The organism is Staphylococcus sp. MI 10-1553 (assembly GCF_010365305.1).
Classification (GTDB): Bacteria; Bacillota; Bacilli; order Staphylococcales; family Staphylococcaceae; genus Staphylococcus.
Map to the genome: position 1 here is coordinate 1,313,283 of NZ_CP048279.1, position 14,225 is coordinate 1,327,507.

At 36.9% G+C, this 14,225-nt stretch carries 12 protein-coding genes and 1 other annotated feature; of the genes, 8 read left to right on the forward strand and 4 right to left on the reverse strand.

Annotated elements, in window-relative coordinates; genetic code table 11:
* Positions 1-13: 13 nt before the first annotated feature.
* Positions 14-478, forward strand: a complete 465-nt coding sequence (gene ribH / locus GZH82_RS06110) for a 6,7-dimethyl-8-ribityllumazine synthase (RefSeq protein ID WP_275401876.1) — start codon at positions 14-16, stop codon at positions 476-478.
* A 658-nt stretch (positions 479-1,136) separates the two neighbouring features.
* Here the strand turns inward: ribH and GZH82_RS06115 are convergent.
* Complete coding sequence (locus GZH82_RS06115) at positions 1,137-2,123, reverse strand: proline dehydrogenase family protein (RefSeq protein ID WP_162681725.1); 987 nt, start codon at positions 2,121-2,123, stop codon at positions 1,137-1,139.
* 496 nt (positions 2,124-2,619) lie between these two features.
* Here GZH82_RS06115 and GZH82_RS06120 point away from each other — a divergent pair, with 496 nt between their 5' ends.
* The 4 genes from GZH82_RS06120 to GZH82_RS06135 all read left to right on the forward strand — a co-directional run bounded on the left by GZH82_RS06120 (position 2,620) and on the right by GZH82_RS06135 (position 5,750).
* Positions 2,620-2,952: a hypothetical protein gene (locus GZH82_RS06120; RefSeq protein WP_162681726.1), complete on the forward strand. Its 333-nt coding sequence runs from the start codon at positions 2,620-2,622 to the stop codon at positions 2,950-2,952.
* A 141-nt stretch (positions 2,953-3,093) separates the two neighbouring features.
* Entirely contained in the window at positions 3,094-3,918 is an 825-nt protein-coding gene (locus GZH82_RS06125; RefSeq protein ID WP_162681727.1) for an alpha/beta fold hydrolase, read from the forward strand.
* A 160-nt stretch (positions 3,919-4,078) separates the two neighbouring features.
* Complete coding sequence (locus GZH82_RS06130) at positions 4,079-5,029, forward strand: L-lactate dehydrogenase (protein ID WP_162681728.1); 951 nt, start codon at positions 4,079-4,081, stop codon at positions 5,027-5,029.
* Between the two features lie 310 nt (positions 5,030-5,339).
* Complete coding sequence (locus tag GZH82_RS06135) at positions 5,340-5,750, forward strand: transcriptional regulator, SarA/Rot family (protein WP_162681729.1); 411 nt, start codon at positions 5,340-5,342, stop codon at positions 5,748-5,750.
* Positions 5,751-6,400: 650 nt separating this feature from the next.
* On the opposite strand, the gene mnmM is transcribed toward GZH82_RS06135, so the two are convergent.
* Both mnmM and mnmL read right to left on the reverse strand, forming a co-directional pair.
* Positions 6,401-6,964 (reverse strand): tRNA 5-(aminomethyl)-2-thiouridylate-methyltransferase MnmM, encoded by a 564-nt coding sequence (mnmM, locus tag GZH82_RS06140; protein WP_162681730.1) that lies wholly within the window; start codon positions 6,962-6,964, stop codon positions 6,401-6,403.
* Positions 6,961-7,914, reverse strand: a complete 954-nt coding sequence (gene mnmL, locus GZH82_RS06145; protein ID WP_162681731.1) for a tRNA modification radical SAM protein MnmL/YtqA — start codon at positions 7,912-7,914, stop codon at positions 6,961-6,963. Before mnmL ends, mnmM begins: the two co-directional genes overlap by 4 nt.
* A 152-nt stretch (positions 7,915-8,066) precedes the next feature.
* Between mnmL and GZH82_RS06150 the strand changes: the two genes are divergently transcribed.
* The 3 genes from GZH82_RS06150 (at position 8,067) to GZH82_RS06160 (ending at position 12,303) form a co-directional block, all read left to right on the forward strand.
* Positions 8,067-9,242: an MDR family MFS transporter gene (locus GZH82_RS06150; RefSeq protein ID WP_457853115.1), complete on the forward strand. Its 1,176-nt coding sequence runs from the start codon at positions 8,067-8,069 to the stop codon at positions 9,240-9,242.
* Between the two features lie 69 nt (positions 9,243-9,311).
* Positions 9,312-9,503: a binding site (T-box leader), on the forward strand.
* A 47-nt stretch (positions 9,504-9,550) separates the two neighbouring features.
* Positions 9,551-11,965, forward strand: a complete 2,415-nt coding sequence (gene leuS, locus GZH82_RS06155) for a leucine--tRNA ligase (protein ID WP_203232872.1) — start codon at positions 9,551-9,553, stop codon at positions 11,963-11,965.
* A 26-nt stretch (positions 11,966-11,991) separates the two neighbouring features.
* On the forward strand, positions 11,992-12,303 hold the full coding sequence (locus GZH82_RS06160; RefSeq protein ID WP_162681734.1) for a rhodanese-like domain-containing protein: 312 nt from the start codon (positions 11,992-11,994) through the stop codon (positions 12,301-12,303).
* A 568-nt stretch (positions 12,304-12,871) separates the two neighbouring features.
* On the opposite strand, the gene GZH82_RS06165 is transcribed toward GZH82_RS06160, so the two are convergent.
* A complete protein-coding gene (locus tag GZH82_RS06165; RefSeq protein ID WP_162681735.1) occupies positions 12,872-14,128 on the reverse strand; it encodes a BaiN/RdsA family NAD(P)/FAD-dependent oxidoreductase in 1,257 nt (418 codons plus the stop codon).
* Between the last annotated feature and the right edge of the window lie 97 nt (positions 14,129-14,225).

The following is a 14,225-nucleotide window of genomic DNA, read 5'->3' on the forward strand; positions in this document are numbered from 1 at the left end:
AGGAGGAATTATGATGAAATTCGAAGGTCAATTAAATGGTAAAGGTTTAAAAATTGGAGTTGTGGTGAGTCGTTTTAATGATTTAATTACAGGTCGTTTATTAGATGGTGCACAAGATGCGTTGAGAAGACATCAAGTAGCAGAAGATGATGTGGATGTTGCATACGTACCAGGCGCATTTGAACTCCCTATCGTCGCTAAAAAAATGGCGCAAACAGGCAAATATGATGCTGTCGTGACATTAGGATGTGTCATTCGTGGCGCAACATCTCACTATGATTATGTTTGTAATGAAGCAGCAAAAGGCATTGCGAAAGCGAGTGATGATACGGGGGTACCAGTCATTTTCGGTGTATTGACGACAGAAAATATTGAACAAGCGATTGAGCGAGCGGGTACAAAAGCGGGCAATAAAGGTGCTGAATCAGCAGTTGGTGCAATCGAAATGGCGAACTTACTACGACAAATGTACGCTTAATCGACGTCAAATGCGCTTATTTAAAATAGACGAGTGACGTCTTTGCAGATAAAACCAAGATAAAAAAAGGAAAGGGGGGATGGGACATAAAAATTTTGATGCTATTGATGCAATATTTTTGTTAAACTTGTCCTCCCTATGATTTGTGGTTTTTGATTGCCTTCATGGCATCGCTTTCCGAGGGGCTGACTCTTCAACTCAATACGCCTTGATTGAAATGAACACTTGATGGAAGCCGAATTGGATTTTGGGAGCAGTACAGAAATCTCATGTGTCACAAAGATTTTGTAGTACTCCCCCCGCAAGGCTAACTAGACTTCTCAAAAGCCTACGTATTGAGAAGTCAGACAGCTACTGCGATAAACAGTAATCGCTATTTAAAGTAAAGACGTGACTGTTGACAATATGCACTCATTCCCTCAGGAGTCTCAGCCTTCTGGGCAATCTTAGACCCAATACAGCGAAACTGAGTGCAAGTTGATGAATTCAAGAAAATCAATAGCATCATTTTTTTATATCCCATTCACCCTCATTTTCCGACTGCTTTAAAGTCATGAATGAATCATAAATCTCTGAATGGATTAAGGCTTAAAATTTTCTACGTCCCAACCCTTTTTCTATGATAAGCGACAATCATAATAATGAAATGTTAGATTTATTAATGTTTGCGTTTCAAAATTTTACATAATGTAAGCGCACCTAATGTCACGCCTGCAACAGAAATTAACGCTTTTGGCTTCACAAACTCTTTAAGCGCCAATGTGATATTTTGAGGTCTTTCTGCCAAACGACGCATGAAATAACCAAACCAATCATCACCAAAAGGTACATAAATAGTGAAATTGTAACCTTCTTTTGCGATTTCTTCAGCGAGTTCAGATCTAAAGCCATAAAGCATTTGGAACTCAAATTTTGATTTATCAATATTATGTTTTTCAACAAAATCTTTAACATGATTAATAATGTGATGATCATGTGTTGCAATCGACGTAAAGTTTTTCGCAGTATGTAACCGTTTTTCAATTAAGCGAATATAATTTTCATCGATTTCTTCTTTTGCTTGATATGCAATGTAAGGTGATTCTTTATATGCCCCTTTAACGAGTCGTAAGCGTAAGTCTGGATATTTATCAATCAATACGTCTGCTTTAAATAAATAAGATTGAATTACAGTACCGACATTGTTGAACTCAGGCTTTAAACGATCTAATGTTTGTGTAATATCAAATAAACTATCATATTTTTCTGTGTCAATGTTGATATGCATGTGATCGTATTCTTGCGCTTTAGAAACGATTTGATGTATGTTGCGATATGAAAGGGCACGGTCAAATTCACTACCGAGCTGACTCAGTTTGACCGACATGTGTGCGTCTAATTGATGTTCATGAATCGCTTCCATCACTTTTAATATATTATTTTTCGCTTCAATAGCATCTCGTTCGTTATTCACAAATTCACCGAGATTATCTACTGTAACTGAAATATTTTTCTCGTTCAGTCGTTTAATCGTTTTAATCACATCATCAATTGTATTCCCCGCGACCACTCTGTTTGCCCCTAGTGAAGGCCCAATGGTTTTCGCTACTGAATTTAAAAATGCATTATTAGACAATGCGATAAAAAAGTGTTTGACTAAGGCCATGCTAAATTCCTCCCATTATGTTTCTGTTGTAATATCAGTGTATCATGAACAGATAAGGGAAGAAAACGTTTTCATATCAAAAGGTGCGAATTTTATAAAGTCGAGTGGTTACGCTATCATTCAGTCATCATTCAATGTGAAAAAAGTTATAAAAAGAGTATTCATAATGCATGATTCACTGGTGTACTTCTATCGTAATAGGCTCTTGAGCGATCGCTGCGATAAGTGGTGTACATAAGAAAAGAATGATGCATAACAAACATTTATAAACGAGCTTCATCATGAACTCCTTTAATCTGACTTTGTTTATTTACAATATAGCACGACGATGTCAAGTTTTGATGAAATCACTGTGAAGTTCTTCTAAAGATAATAAAATACAGTTATGAATATTAATATAGTGTAAATGGCGTGACTGAATCTTTACGATATCTTTAAATGACGGGCAAGTAAATCATGGTAAAATAAAGTGAAATCTTTTTAAGGGAGATAGACAATGTTTAGAGATATGACATTCTACATTTTTGGGACGCAGTTAGACACATTTGTGCAGTATTTTATATTTGAACTGATTGTATTGGTCGTTATCGGATTAATTATAGGTATTTTAACAAAGAAAATTTGGCCAGTTATTGTCGTAATTGTGGGTTTGAATGTAATAGATGTAGGAGTTTTAGCGCAATTTAATGTAAGCCAAGGCGAGGGAACATTCTTTGGACAATTGATGTTACTCTTAGTGGCAAAATTTTTCCCTACATTTTATGAGATTTTATTAACTATATTATTATTACGTGTGAGTTGGATGCGTAAAACATTTAAACTTGTATAAAATGAACGCAACACGTGAAATGGTTGTGGCGATATGTCATGACGGATTCACGTGTTTTTTATGTTTTTAGTCGCGATGAATGGGGGAGTCACGCTATAATAGATGTTATAATACATAGAATTAAAGGAAGGATAATGGAGTATGTGGAAATGGGAAACTGAAGGTGAGGCTAAAGGGGTCATCGTCATTGTACACAATATGCTAGAACATACAGGACGTTATGCCTATGTCATTACTCATTTGAAACGCAATGGCTACCATGTCATTATGGGCGATTTGCCAGGACAAGGCCAAACTTCGCGTATGAATAAAGGGCAAATCCAAAACTTTGAAGTCTACCAAGAGCGCGTGTTGGAATGGGTTGAAATCGCTGAAGAATATCATTTGCCTATTTTTATGATTGGCGTCGGATTAGGTGGTTTGATTTGTTTAAACTTATTAGAAAAAGTGCAATTGGATATAGAAGGTTTAATTTTACTTTCGCCACTCCTAGCATTTCAAAAACATTATAAAACGCGTAAAAATATTTTAGTGTCCAACATTGGTGACGTTTCAAAAGGGACAAAGTTTGATATAGGTATTGAAGCTGAGGCACTGACACGAAATTCAGAAGTACAAGAAGAAACTCGAAATGACCCGATGATGTTAAAAAAAGTGAGCTATCATTGGTATAAAGAAGTTGTACGTACAATGAAAGATACAGCTGATCATCTTCATAAATTAACGGCCAAACCGATGTGCATTATGTACGGGACAGCTGATCAAATTTCGGATACTGAAGTGACACATCAATTATTGCAATCATTGAATTTAGATGAAGTTTATTTTAAAGCGTGGCCTGAGCTTGCACATGAAATTCATAATGAACCTGAACGTGAAGCCGTAATGCGTTATATTTTGAGCTTTTTAAACAATCGGGTGTATGCGGCAGGCTATTTAGTTGAAGATGAAAATAGCCTTAAATAAGTAAAAAATATACAAAAAGTATAGGATGAACGATTAATTTTCGTTTGTCCTAAAAATTCATCGTTGAAAGAAAATGGAAAACGTGTTAAATTATATATGTGAAAATAATCACAAGTAATAAATAGTGAACAAATTTGGCATAGTTAGGAGAGTGTTTTTCATGAAGACAAAAGGTAATAAAGTGGTATTAGTAGGTAATGGTGCAGTGGGTGCAAGCTATGCCTTTACAATGATGAGTCAAGGTGTAGCTGATGAACTTGTTATTATCGATATCAATAAAGATAAAGTACTTGGAGATGTATTAGATTTAAACCACGGTGCACCGTATGCAGATTCCCCAGTTAAAGTCGTAGCAGGTGAATATTCTGACTGTGGTGATGCAGATTTAGTCGTGATTTGTGCGGGTGCGCCTCAAAAAGTTGGTGAAACACGTTTAGACTTAGTAGAAAAAAATGCAAAAATTTATAAAGATATCGTGACATCAATTATGGATAGTGGCTTCGATGGTATTTTCTTAATCGCAGCGAACCCAGTAGATATTTTAACTTACGTCACTTTAAAATATTCGGGCTTACCAAAACACAAAGTTATCGGTTCAGGTACAATTTTAGATACAGCACGTTTCAGACATTTAATTAGTGAAGCGTTCGATGTAGCTCCAGCAAGTATTCATGGTTATATCATTGGGGAACACGGTGACTCAGAAGTACCAGTATGGTCAGGTGCAACAATTGCAGGTGTTTCAATTTATGATCAATTGAAAAATGATCCTGAAAAAGCACATTTAATTGAAGATATTTATGTGAATACACGTGATGCAGCATATGACATCATTAAAGCAAAAGGTGCGACATACTACGGCGTGGCAATGGGATTAATGCATATCTCAAAAGCTATCTTAAAAAATCAAAACATCGTATTAACAGTGTCAAGTTACTTAGAAGGTGAATACGGTCATGAAGGTGTATACACTGGTGTGCCAACAGTGATTAACGGTGAGGGTGCTTCACGCGTCATTGAAACACCATTAAATGACGAAGAAAAAGAAAAATTCGCTAAATCTGTTAAAATCTTAAAAGATATGCAAGATTCTATTTCTCACCTTTTCTAATAAAAATAATAAATAAAGCAACTTTTAAATGGTCCTATCTCTTCTTGTAGAGAGTAGGGCCATTTTATTTGCTGAGAATAAATCCCCACAACTTTAGTATATGAATAATTGCTTTTATTTCGAACTCAGTAATGCACTACAAAATAGGGCTATAACTTAAATAAGCGATTGCAAAAGTAAATAATTTGAAGAAAATGTTCTACAACTTCAAATTTTAAAATAACAAAGTATTACTAATATATTAAATATGATTAGTTTTCTATTTTGTGGGTACAAATAAACGATAGGTAGCAAAGAATGGGGGGGTATTATGATTGAAAAAAATAATTATAAAGTGAGCGATATCATGCTCCTTGACCAACTGCAAAAAGAAGTTGAAGACATTTTTGAAGAAATTGAGGGAAAATATCGTTTATCAAAAGAAGAGTTTTTGATTTTACTGACACTTTGGGATCAAGGTTCGATGACATTAAAAGAAATGGATAACTACGTGAAAGTTAAGACTTACAAACGTACAAGAACTTACAACAATTTGGTAGAAATGAAATGGATTATTAAAGAGCGCCCGACAAACGATGAAAGAACCGTTATTATTCATTTTAATGAGGATAAAGAAGCGGACAAACAAGACTTAATTAATTTTACATGTATGGAAATCGAAAAAAGAGATGCACATTTGAGAACATTATTAAATGATATTGTAAACGGCTGTGATATTTAAGGACTAATGCTACTCTCATTTGACATCTAGATTTAATCCACCCATTCTGATCAAAGCTAATAAGAATTGAAGAGGTACAAAAGCCCGCAATTCCAGGCATCACCAAAGACAACATTGAATTAAAAAGAGAGTGCAAATGAAAATAAAATATTCATACTACCTATCATAAAACCAACGCTTCCCAAATGGGTACTGTCGTTGGTTTTTACTCGTAGTGATTAACGTAAATTTAAAATAAAATACATATGCTTTAATTCACCACATTCACATCTCACTCACACTGTCATATGAGAGAAGTGATAGATAGATTGTTGTTTATGTTTACTTGAAGCGGTATGTTCAATTTAGAAAGAAAAAAGGATGCTTCCCTCTACTTATAAAAGTAGCGCAATAGAAAAGGAATCGGGTCAAGACTCCTGAGGGATGAGCTGATCCGGAAAATCCACCAACGCTTCCGCTACAAATGTAACAGTAAAATTAAAGCGTTGGTTAATTAGAGGGGCAGCCCCTAAGAAGCGCGAGACCCAGATATCCATCTATTGAGCGTTACATCAAAAGGAGTGGCGCATCGTTTTACAATTTAAATATGCAATCCTTCTACAAATTTAAAATTCTTCACATCTTCTACAACACTTCAATCTCAAATGACACTAAGCTCTTTTCTCAAGCGCAATCACATATGGCGGTCGATTTTGTTGATTAATAAACTCATACTTCAAAACATGTGCACGTTGTTGATCAAACGCTGCCAATTGCTTCAACAAAGTCTCACTTTCTTCCGCACCTTCTTCATGGCCAGGATAAACGACTAAAACGATAATGCCTTCAGGTTGTAATACAGCAAAAATCGTTTGTACAGCAGCGAGGGTTGTCGCTGATTGTGTGACGATAGATTTGTCGCCTTTCGGTAAATAACCTAAATTAAAAATGGCCGCATGTACTTGTGTAAGATGTTCGTCTCTAATATATTGTGTAATCCATTCGTGCCCCGTTAGAAATAGGGAAACATTGTTGTAATCTTGAACACGTTGTTTTGTATTTTCTATTGCTTCTTGTTGAATGTCACAGCCATAAACATGACCATTTGGGACAAGGTCTGCTAAAAATTGGGTGTCATGTCCGTTACCACATGTTGCATCAATGACAACACTTTCTGGTGTGGTATGACTACGAATTAATGTTTTGGCGAAAGGTAAAATACGTTCGACTATCATATGCGCACCTGAGAACTATAAGATTCGCCTTGAACAGTACCACGACGTTCAAGTTCTGCGTCAATATCATTTAATACTTCCCATTTATTGACACTCCACATTGGACCGACCATTAAATCGATAGGACCATCACCTGTAATACGGTGGACGATCATTTCTGGTGGCAATTGTTCGAGCTGATCGCAAACGAGTTGAATGTATTGTTCTTTCGTCATAAATTCGAGTAAACCTTTATCATATTGCTTCATCATGGGTGTGCCTTTTAATAGATGTAACAAATGAATTTTAATACCTTGGACATCCATTTGAGCAACAGCTTTTGCAGTTTCCATCATCATGTCATAATCTTCACCAGGCAACCCATTTATAATATGTGAACATACATTAATGTTGTGACGGCGTAATTTTGCGACCCCTTCGTAATAACAGTCCATATCATGTGCCCGGTTGATTAAGTCAGATGTTTCTTGGTGAATGGTCTGTAAACCTAACTCCACCCATAAATATGTACGTTTATTTAATTCGGCTAAATAGTCCACAACGTCATCTGGTAAGCAATCTGGACGTGTACCGATAGATAATCCGACAACACCCGGTTCTTTTAATGCAGCTTCAAATTTTTCTCGTAATACAGCAACGGGTGCATGTGTATTAGTAAAGGCTTGGAAATATGCAATGTATTGACCTTCATGCCATTTTTCGTGCATTTTATTTTTAATCTCTTTAAATTGCACTTCGATAGCGTCGGCACGGTTACCAGCAAAGTCACCACTCCCTGCTGCTGAACAAAAAGTACAACCGCCATGTGCAACAGTACCGTCTCTATTAGGGCAATCAAAACCACCATCTAAAGCAACTTTAAATATTTTTTGACCAAATTTATTTTTCAGATGATAATTTAAAGTGTGATATCGTTTCTTTTCAAAAGCATATGGGAAATAAGTGCCCATCACAATCTTCCTTTCGACTTTCTATGTTTAAACTGTTTTTATCATATCGTATTCGTCATTTTTCTTAAACAGTATTTGAAGATTTTAACATATTTTCATCATAACGTGTTATAGTGTGAGCTAGAGAGAAAAGGAGTGAAACATCAGTGAATATGCCTAGAGAAATATGGTGGCTCGTCATTGGGATGGCGATTAATATCACAGGTGCGAGTTTTTTATGGCCGTTGAATACGATTTATATGAATGAGGAACTCGGCAAATCATTAAGTACTGCCGGACTGGTACTGATGGTCAATTCATTTGGAATGATTGTAGGAAATTTACTTGGTGGGACATTGTTCGATAAACTTGGAGGCTATCGGACAATTATGTTAGGCACGATCGTGAGTTTGTGTGCCACCATTTTATTAAATTTCTTTCACGGTTGGCCTTGGTATGCTATTTGGCTCATTATGCTCGGTTTTGGCGGTGGTATGATTATCCCTGCTATATATGCGATGGCTGGAGCAGTGTGGCCGCAAGGGGGAAGACAAACGTTTAATGCGATTTACTTAGCACAAAATATCGGTGTTGCATTAGGTGCAGCGCTAGGTGGTTTTGTTGCTGAACTGAGCTTTAATTACATTTTTATGGCGAATTTGGCGATGTATGTTATTTTCTTCTTTATCGCGTTATTTCAATTTAAAATAGATTATCAAGCGACGGTTAAACATCAAGAAACGTTGGAAAATGTGGCGCATATTCAAAACAAGAAACATTTCACAGCACTCATTTTATTATGTGTGATGTTTGCGTTATGTTGGATTGCTTACGTACAATGGCAAACAACCATTGCTTCATTTACACAAAGTATCGGTATTTCTATGAGTCAATATAGTTTGTTATGGACAGTTAACGGTGTGCTCATTTTAGTGGGACAACCTTTAATATTACCGATTATTCACCTCATTAAAGGGCAACTGAAAAAGCAACTTTACTTTGGATTAGTCGTGTTCATACTGTCATTTTTCGTGACAAGTTTTGCGACATCATTTTCAATTTTCGTTGTAGGGATGGTCATTATGACATTTGCAGAAATGTTCGTTTGGCCTGCTGTACCGACGATTGCTAACAATTTAGCGCCTAAAGGTAGAAAAGGGGTCTATCAAGGGATTGTGAATTCCGCGTCAACAGTGGGAAAAGCTTTCGGTCCGTTAGTTGGTGGGATACTCGTCGATGTATTCAATATGCAAATCATGTTTTTGTCTATGATAGGTTTACTCCTAATCGCCATGGTATTCCTTTCGATTTATGATAGAAAAGTTGATCAGAAAACGTTATATCGTTAATCACAGTAAATGACACTTGCATCTTTGTGCTAAATTGCATAATATAGTAGTTGATTATGAATTAAGCATGTGGTCGTGCTGTACTGGAGTAGTATCTTAAAAGGGTTTCCACAGAGAGTTAGTGGTGGTGCGAACTAACGAAAAACTTTAAGTGAACTTGCCGATAAATAATGAAAAATAAATGACATCTCTTACTATTTAAAATGAAGTGCACTTCCAGGAGTGAATGAGGGTGGTACCGCGGCAAAAGTCGTCCCTTAGCATATATGAATAGTTTGAGGTGTCTTTTTATGAATGAGGAGGATTTAATTGTGAGTTACAATCATCAAGAAGTCGAAAAAAAGTGGCAAACGTATTGGCTAGAGAACAAAACGTTTAAAACAGAAGATAATATCGGGCAGAAGAAATTTTATGCGTTAGATATGTTCCCTTATCCATCAGGTGCAGGGCTACATGTGGGGCATCCAGAAGGTTATACAGCAACAGACATTTTGTCACGTTATAAACGTATGCAAGGTTACAACGTGTTACATCCTATGGGGTGGGATGCGTTTGGATTACCTGCTGAACAGTATGCACTTGATACTGGAAATGACCCATCGGCATTTACAAAACGTAACATTCAAACATTTAAGCGTCAAATTCAAGAACTTGGCTTTAGTTATGATTGGGATCGTGAAGTAAGTACGACAGACCCTGAATATTATAAATGGACACAATGGATTTTTATTCAACTTTATAAAAAAGGATTAGCTTATATTGATGAAATTCCGGTGAACTGGTGTGAAGCGTTAGGTACAGTTCTATCTAATGAAGAAGTGGTAGATGGTGTATCAGAACGTGGTGGCTATCCTGTTGTTCGACGCCCGATGAAACAATGGGTATTGAAAATTACAGAATATGCGGATCGTTTACTTGAAGACTTAGATACACTCGATTGGCCTGAGTCGATTAAAGACATGCAACGTAACTGGATTGGCCGTTCTGAAGGGGCAAAAGTGAACTTTAAAGTCGAAAATATTGACACACCGATTGAAGTATTTACAACACGTCCAGATACGATTTACGGTGCAACATTTTTAGTGTTAAGTCCTGAACATGCTTTAGTGAACCGGATTACGACACCGCAACAATATGAAAAAGTAAAGCATTATCAAGATGAAGCTGCGAAAAAATCGGACTTAGAACGTACAGATCTTGCGAAAGAAAAGACAGGTGTCTTCACAGGGGCCTATGCGATTCATCCATTTACAGGTGAGCAAGTTCCTATTTGGATTGCTGATTATGTGTTAGCTTCATATGGTACAGGGGCTGTGATGGCAGTTCCAGCACATGATGAAAGAGACTACGAATTTGCAACAACATTTGATTTACCAGTTGTGACAGTCATTGAAAACGATGCAGAGACACCATATTACACAGGTGACGGTCCACATGTTCAGTCTGGTGAATTAGACGGTCTGAACAATGAAGCGGCGATTGCAAAAGCCATTGCGCTATTAGAAGCTAAAGGTCTTGGAGAGAAGAAAGTGAATTATAAACTCCGTGACTGGTTATTTAGTCGCCAACGTTATTGGGGTGAACCGATTCCGATTATTCATTGGGAAAACGGCTCAATGACAACTGTACCGGAAAACGAATTGCCATTATTACTTCCTAAAACAGATGAAATTAAGCCTTCAGGTACAGGTGAATCACCACTTGCAAATATTGATGATTTTGTGAATGTCGTTGATCCTGAAACAGGTATGAAAGGTCGTCGTGAAACTAACACAATGCCACAATGGGCGGGTAGCTGTTGGTATTACTTGCGTTATATCGACCCTAATAATGATCAAATGTTAGCTGACCCTGAAAAGCTCAAACATTGGTTGCCTGTTGACCTTTATATCGGTGGTGTTGAGCATGCCGTGTTGCACTTATTATATGCACGTTTCTGGCACAAAGTTCTTTATGATTTAGGAGTTGTCCCTACATCTGAGCCTTTCCAAAAATTATTCAACCAAGGTATGATTTTAGGTGAAGGTAACGAAAAAATGAGCAAATCAAAAGGTAATGTTGTGAATCCAGACGATATCGTTCGTTCACACGGTGCCGATACTTTACGTTTATACGAAATGTTTATGGGACCGTTAGAAGCTTCAATTGCTTGGAGTGAAAATGGTTTAGATGGTTCACGTCGATTCTTAGATCGTATATGGCGTTTATTTTTAACTGAAGCAGGACAGTTAACGGCTAAAGTGATTGAAGATGACACACCAGCATTACAAACGGTGTACCATCAAACAGTTAAAAAGGTCACTGAAGATTTCGAATCATTGAGCTTCAATACGGCGATTAGTCAATTGATGGTCTTTATTAATGAATGTTATAAGGTTGAACACATTTCTAAAGCCTATGCAGAAGGTTTTGTGAAAATGTTAGCACCTATCGCACCGCATATCGGTGAGGAAATATGGTCAATTTTAGGACACGACACAACGATTACTTATCAACCATGGCCAAGTTTCGATCCATCGTTATTAGAAGAAGATGTCGTGGAAATCGTCGTTCAAGTGAATGGTAAAGTACGTGCTAAAATCGAAATCCCGAAAGATATGAGTAAAGAGGATATGGAAGCGACAGCGCTAGCCAATGACAACATTAAAGCTGCAATTGAGGGTAAAGAGATTAAGAAAGTCATTGCAGTTCCACAAAAATTGGTGAATATTGTCGCAAAATAATGATGAATAAGGGAGCGTAGAGGATAATGAAAGAAATGACTACAGATGAATTAAAAGAGATTGTTTTAAGTTCAGAACCGGTAAATATTATCGATGTACGCGAAGATGAAGAAGTTGCAATGGGGATGATTCCTAATGCTGAACATATTCCGATGAATGACATTCCGGATCATGTAGATGATTTCAAAAAGGACACGACGTATTACATCGTTTGTGCTGGCGGTGTGAGAAGTGCGAAAGTGGTTGAATTTTTGAATGATCATGGGATTGATGCGGTGAATGTTGAAGGTGGTATGCGTGCTTGGGGCAATGAAGGGTTAGAGTTTAAGCGTATTTAAGATATGATGATGCACTGTTATTGTCGTATGGGGGGACCATGCGATGATAGCAGTGTTTTTTTGTGTTTTGGATTTGTTAAACATTTCGAAATCTTTAGTTTTAAATTTCTTGATTGCAGCACTTGCCTTCGAGGGGCTAAACCTTTAACTAACGCTCGATTTAACTGTTACATTTGTTGAGGCATGAATGGATTTTCGGGAGCAGTACAGAAATCTCATGTGCAACAAAGATTTCGTTGTACTGCCTCCGCAATACTAACTAGACTTCTCAACAGCAAGTGCATTGAGAAGTCAGACAGCTACTGCGTTAAACAGCAGCCACTTTTAAAAATAAAAGTTATAATTTTGTTTTCAACTTTACCCCACAGGAGTCTTGCAATCTTCTTGGTATGAGAGGAACGGAAGTATCAACAACAACAAACCACCTCATCATATCTCTTTTAACTAAGGGGGGAGGGAGTATGTGAAGGTGCAATCATGTTTGCGTTTCAATGGATATATGAATAAAAACACCCCATCTCGTTAGCTATTTTGAGATGGGGTGAATGCTATGGTGTATGGTTAATTTTTATTCTGCAAGGCCGGCGAAATAGCCTGCGACGAAGCCTGTGACAAGGGCACTCGTAATATTGTAACCGCCCGTATATCCATGAATATCCAATACTTCACCACATAAATACAGACCAGGTGTGATTTTAGATTCCATAGTTGTTGGAACGATTTCTTTGATTGAAACGCCACCACCAGTCACGAAAGCTTTTTCTAACGGTAACGTGCCGTAAACTTCGAAAGTAAATGCTTTGAATTGATGTGCGAGTGTACTGAGTTGTTGTGCGCTGATATGATGATACGTCGTTTCAAATGGAATATTTGTACTTTCAATCATGAGTGTTAAGTAGCGTTCTTCAATCAAACCTTTTAGTGCATTTTTAATATGTTTATCGGGCTGTGATTTGAGCTGTTTCGTGATTTTTTGTTTGAGTTCTTCTTCATTGATTTCGGGAAAGGCATCAATTTGCATTTGAATGTTTTGTTGTTTCTGACTTTTTTGCTCTTGATAAATAAATTGACTACATCTCAATGCAGCAGGCCCACTAATACCGAAATGCGTGAATAGCATGTCCATTTGGTGGGTAATACGTTTTTTGCCATTTTTCTTTAAGACGGATAGGCCGACATTTTTTAAACTCAAACCTTTAAGTGACTGATTTTTAATAAATGGTGCGTTAGATTTAATCGGAACTTCTGTAGGGAACAGTTCTGTGATGTAATGGCCTAATGATTGTGCAAATCGATAGCCATCACCCGTTGAACCGGTTTGGGGGACACTTGTGCCACCAGTCGCAATGATGACTGTTTTTGCTTCATACGTATCACCATTTTGGAGTTGTACTTGAAAATGGTCTGCATCAACTTTTTTCACGTCTACGACAGTTTGTTCTTCTTTTACTGTAACGTCATTTTGTTTCAATTCACAGATCAATGCATCGAGTACATCTTGTGACTGATTTGATACAGGAAACATACGGCCATGATCTTCCTCTTTTAATGCAACACCACGCGATTCAAAAAATTCGATAATAGATTGGTTATCGAAAATTGAAAAAGGACTGTATAAAAATTTTCCATTTCCAGGGATGTGTTTGATAATTTCAGCATAAGGCAAGTTATTAGTCACATTACAACGACCACCGCCGGATATTTTTAATTTACGACCTAAGCCTTTCTTTTTTTCTAATAGGAGTACGGATTGCCCGTTTTGACTTGATGAAATGGCAGCCATTAATCCACTCGGTCCGCCACCGATCACAATTGTTTGATACATTTTATAAAAACCCCTTAAAATTGATATTTTGATTTTAACATATTCTCAATCAGTGTATAATATCCGTATTGTGTTATAATTAAATCTTGAAAAAATG

Coding starts and splice junctions, on each gene's coding strand:
- mnmL (WP_162681731.1), bottom strand. CDS start 7,914: ATGGGCACTTATTTCCCATATGCTTTTGAAAAGAAACGATATCACACT.
- ribH (WP_275401876.1), top strand. CDS start 14: ATGAAATTCGAAGGTCAATTAAATGGTAAAGGTTTAAAAATTGGAGTT.
- GZH82_RS06130 (WP_162681728.1), top strand. CDS start 4,079: ATGAAGACAAAAGGTAATAAAGTGGTATTAGTAGGTAATGGTGCAGTG.
- GZH82_RS06120 (WP_162681726.1), top strand. CDS start 2,620: ATGTTTAGAGATATGACATTCTACATTTTTGGGACGCAGTTAGACACA.
- GZH82_RS06150 (WP_457853115.1), top strand. CDS start 8,067: ATGCCTAGAGAAATATGGTGGCTCGTCATTGGGATGGCGATTAATATC.
- mnmM (WP_162681730.1), bottom strand. CDS start 6,964: ATGATAGTCGAACGTATTTTACCTTTCGCCAAAACATTAATTCGTAGT.
- GZH82_RS06135 (WP_162681729.1), top strand. CDS start 5,340: ATGATTGAAAAAAATAATTATAAAGTGAGCGATATCATGCTCCTTGAC.
- GZH82_RS06160 (WP_162681734.1), top strand. CDS start 11,992: ATGAAAGAAATGACTACAGATGAATTAAAAGAGATTGTTTTAAGTTCA.
- GZH82_RS06165 (WP_162681735.1), bottom strand. CDS start 14,128: ATGTATCAAACAATTGTGATCGGTGGCGGACCGAGTGGATTAATGGCT.
- GZH82_RS06115 (WP_162681725.1), bottom strand. CDS start 2,123: ATGGCCTTAGTCAAACACTTTTTTATCGCATTGTCTAATAATGCATTT.
- GZH82_RS06125 (WP_162681727.1), top strand. CDS start 3,094: ATGTGGAAATGGGAAACTGAAGGTGAGGCTAAAGGGGTCATCGTCATT.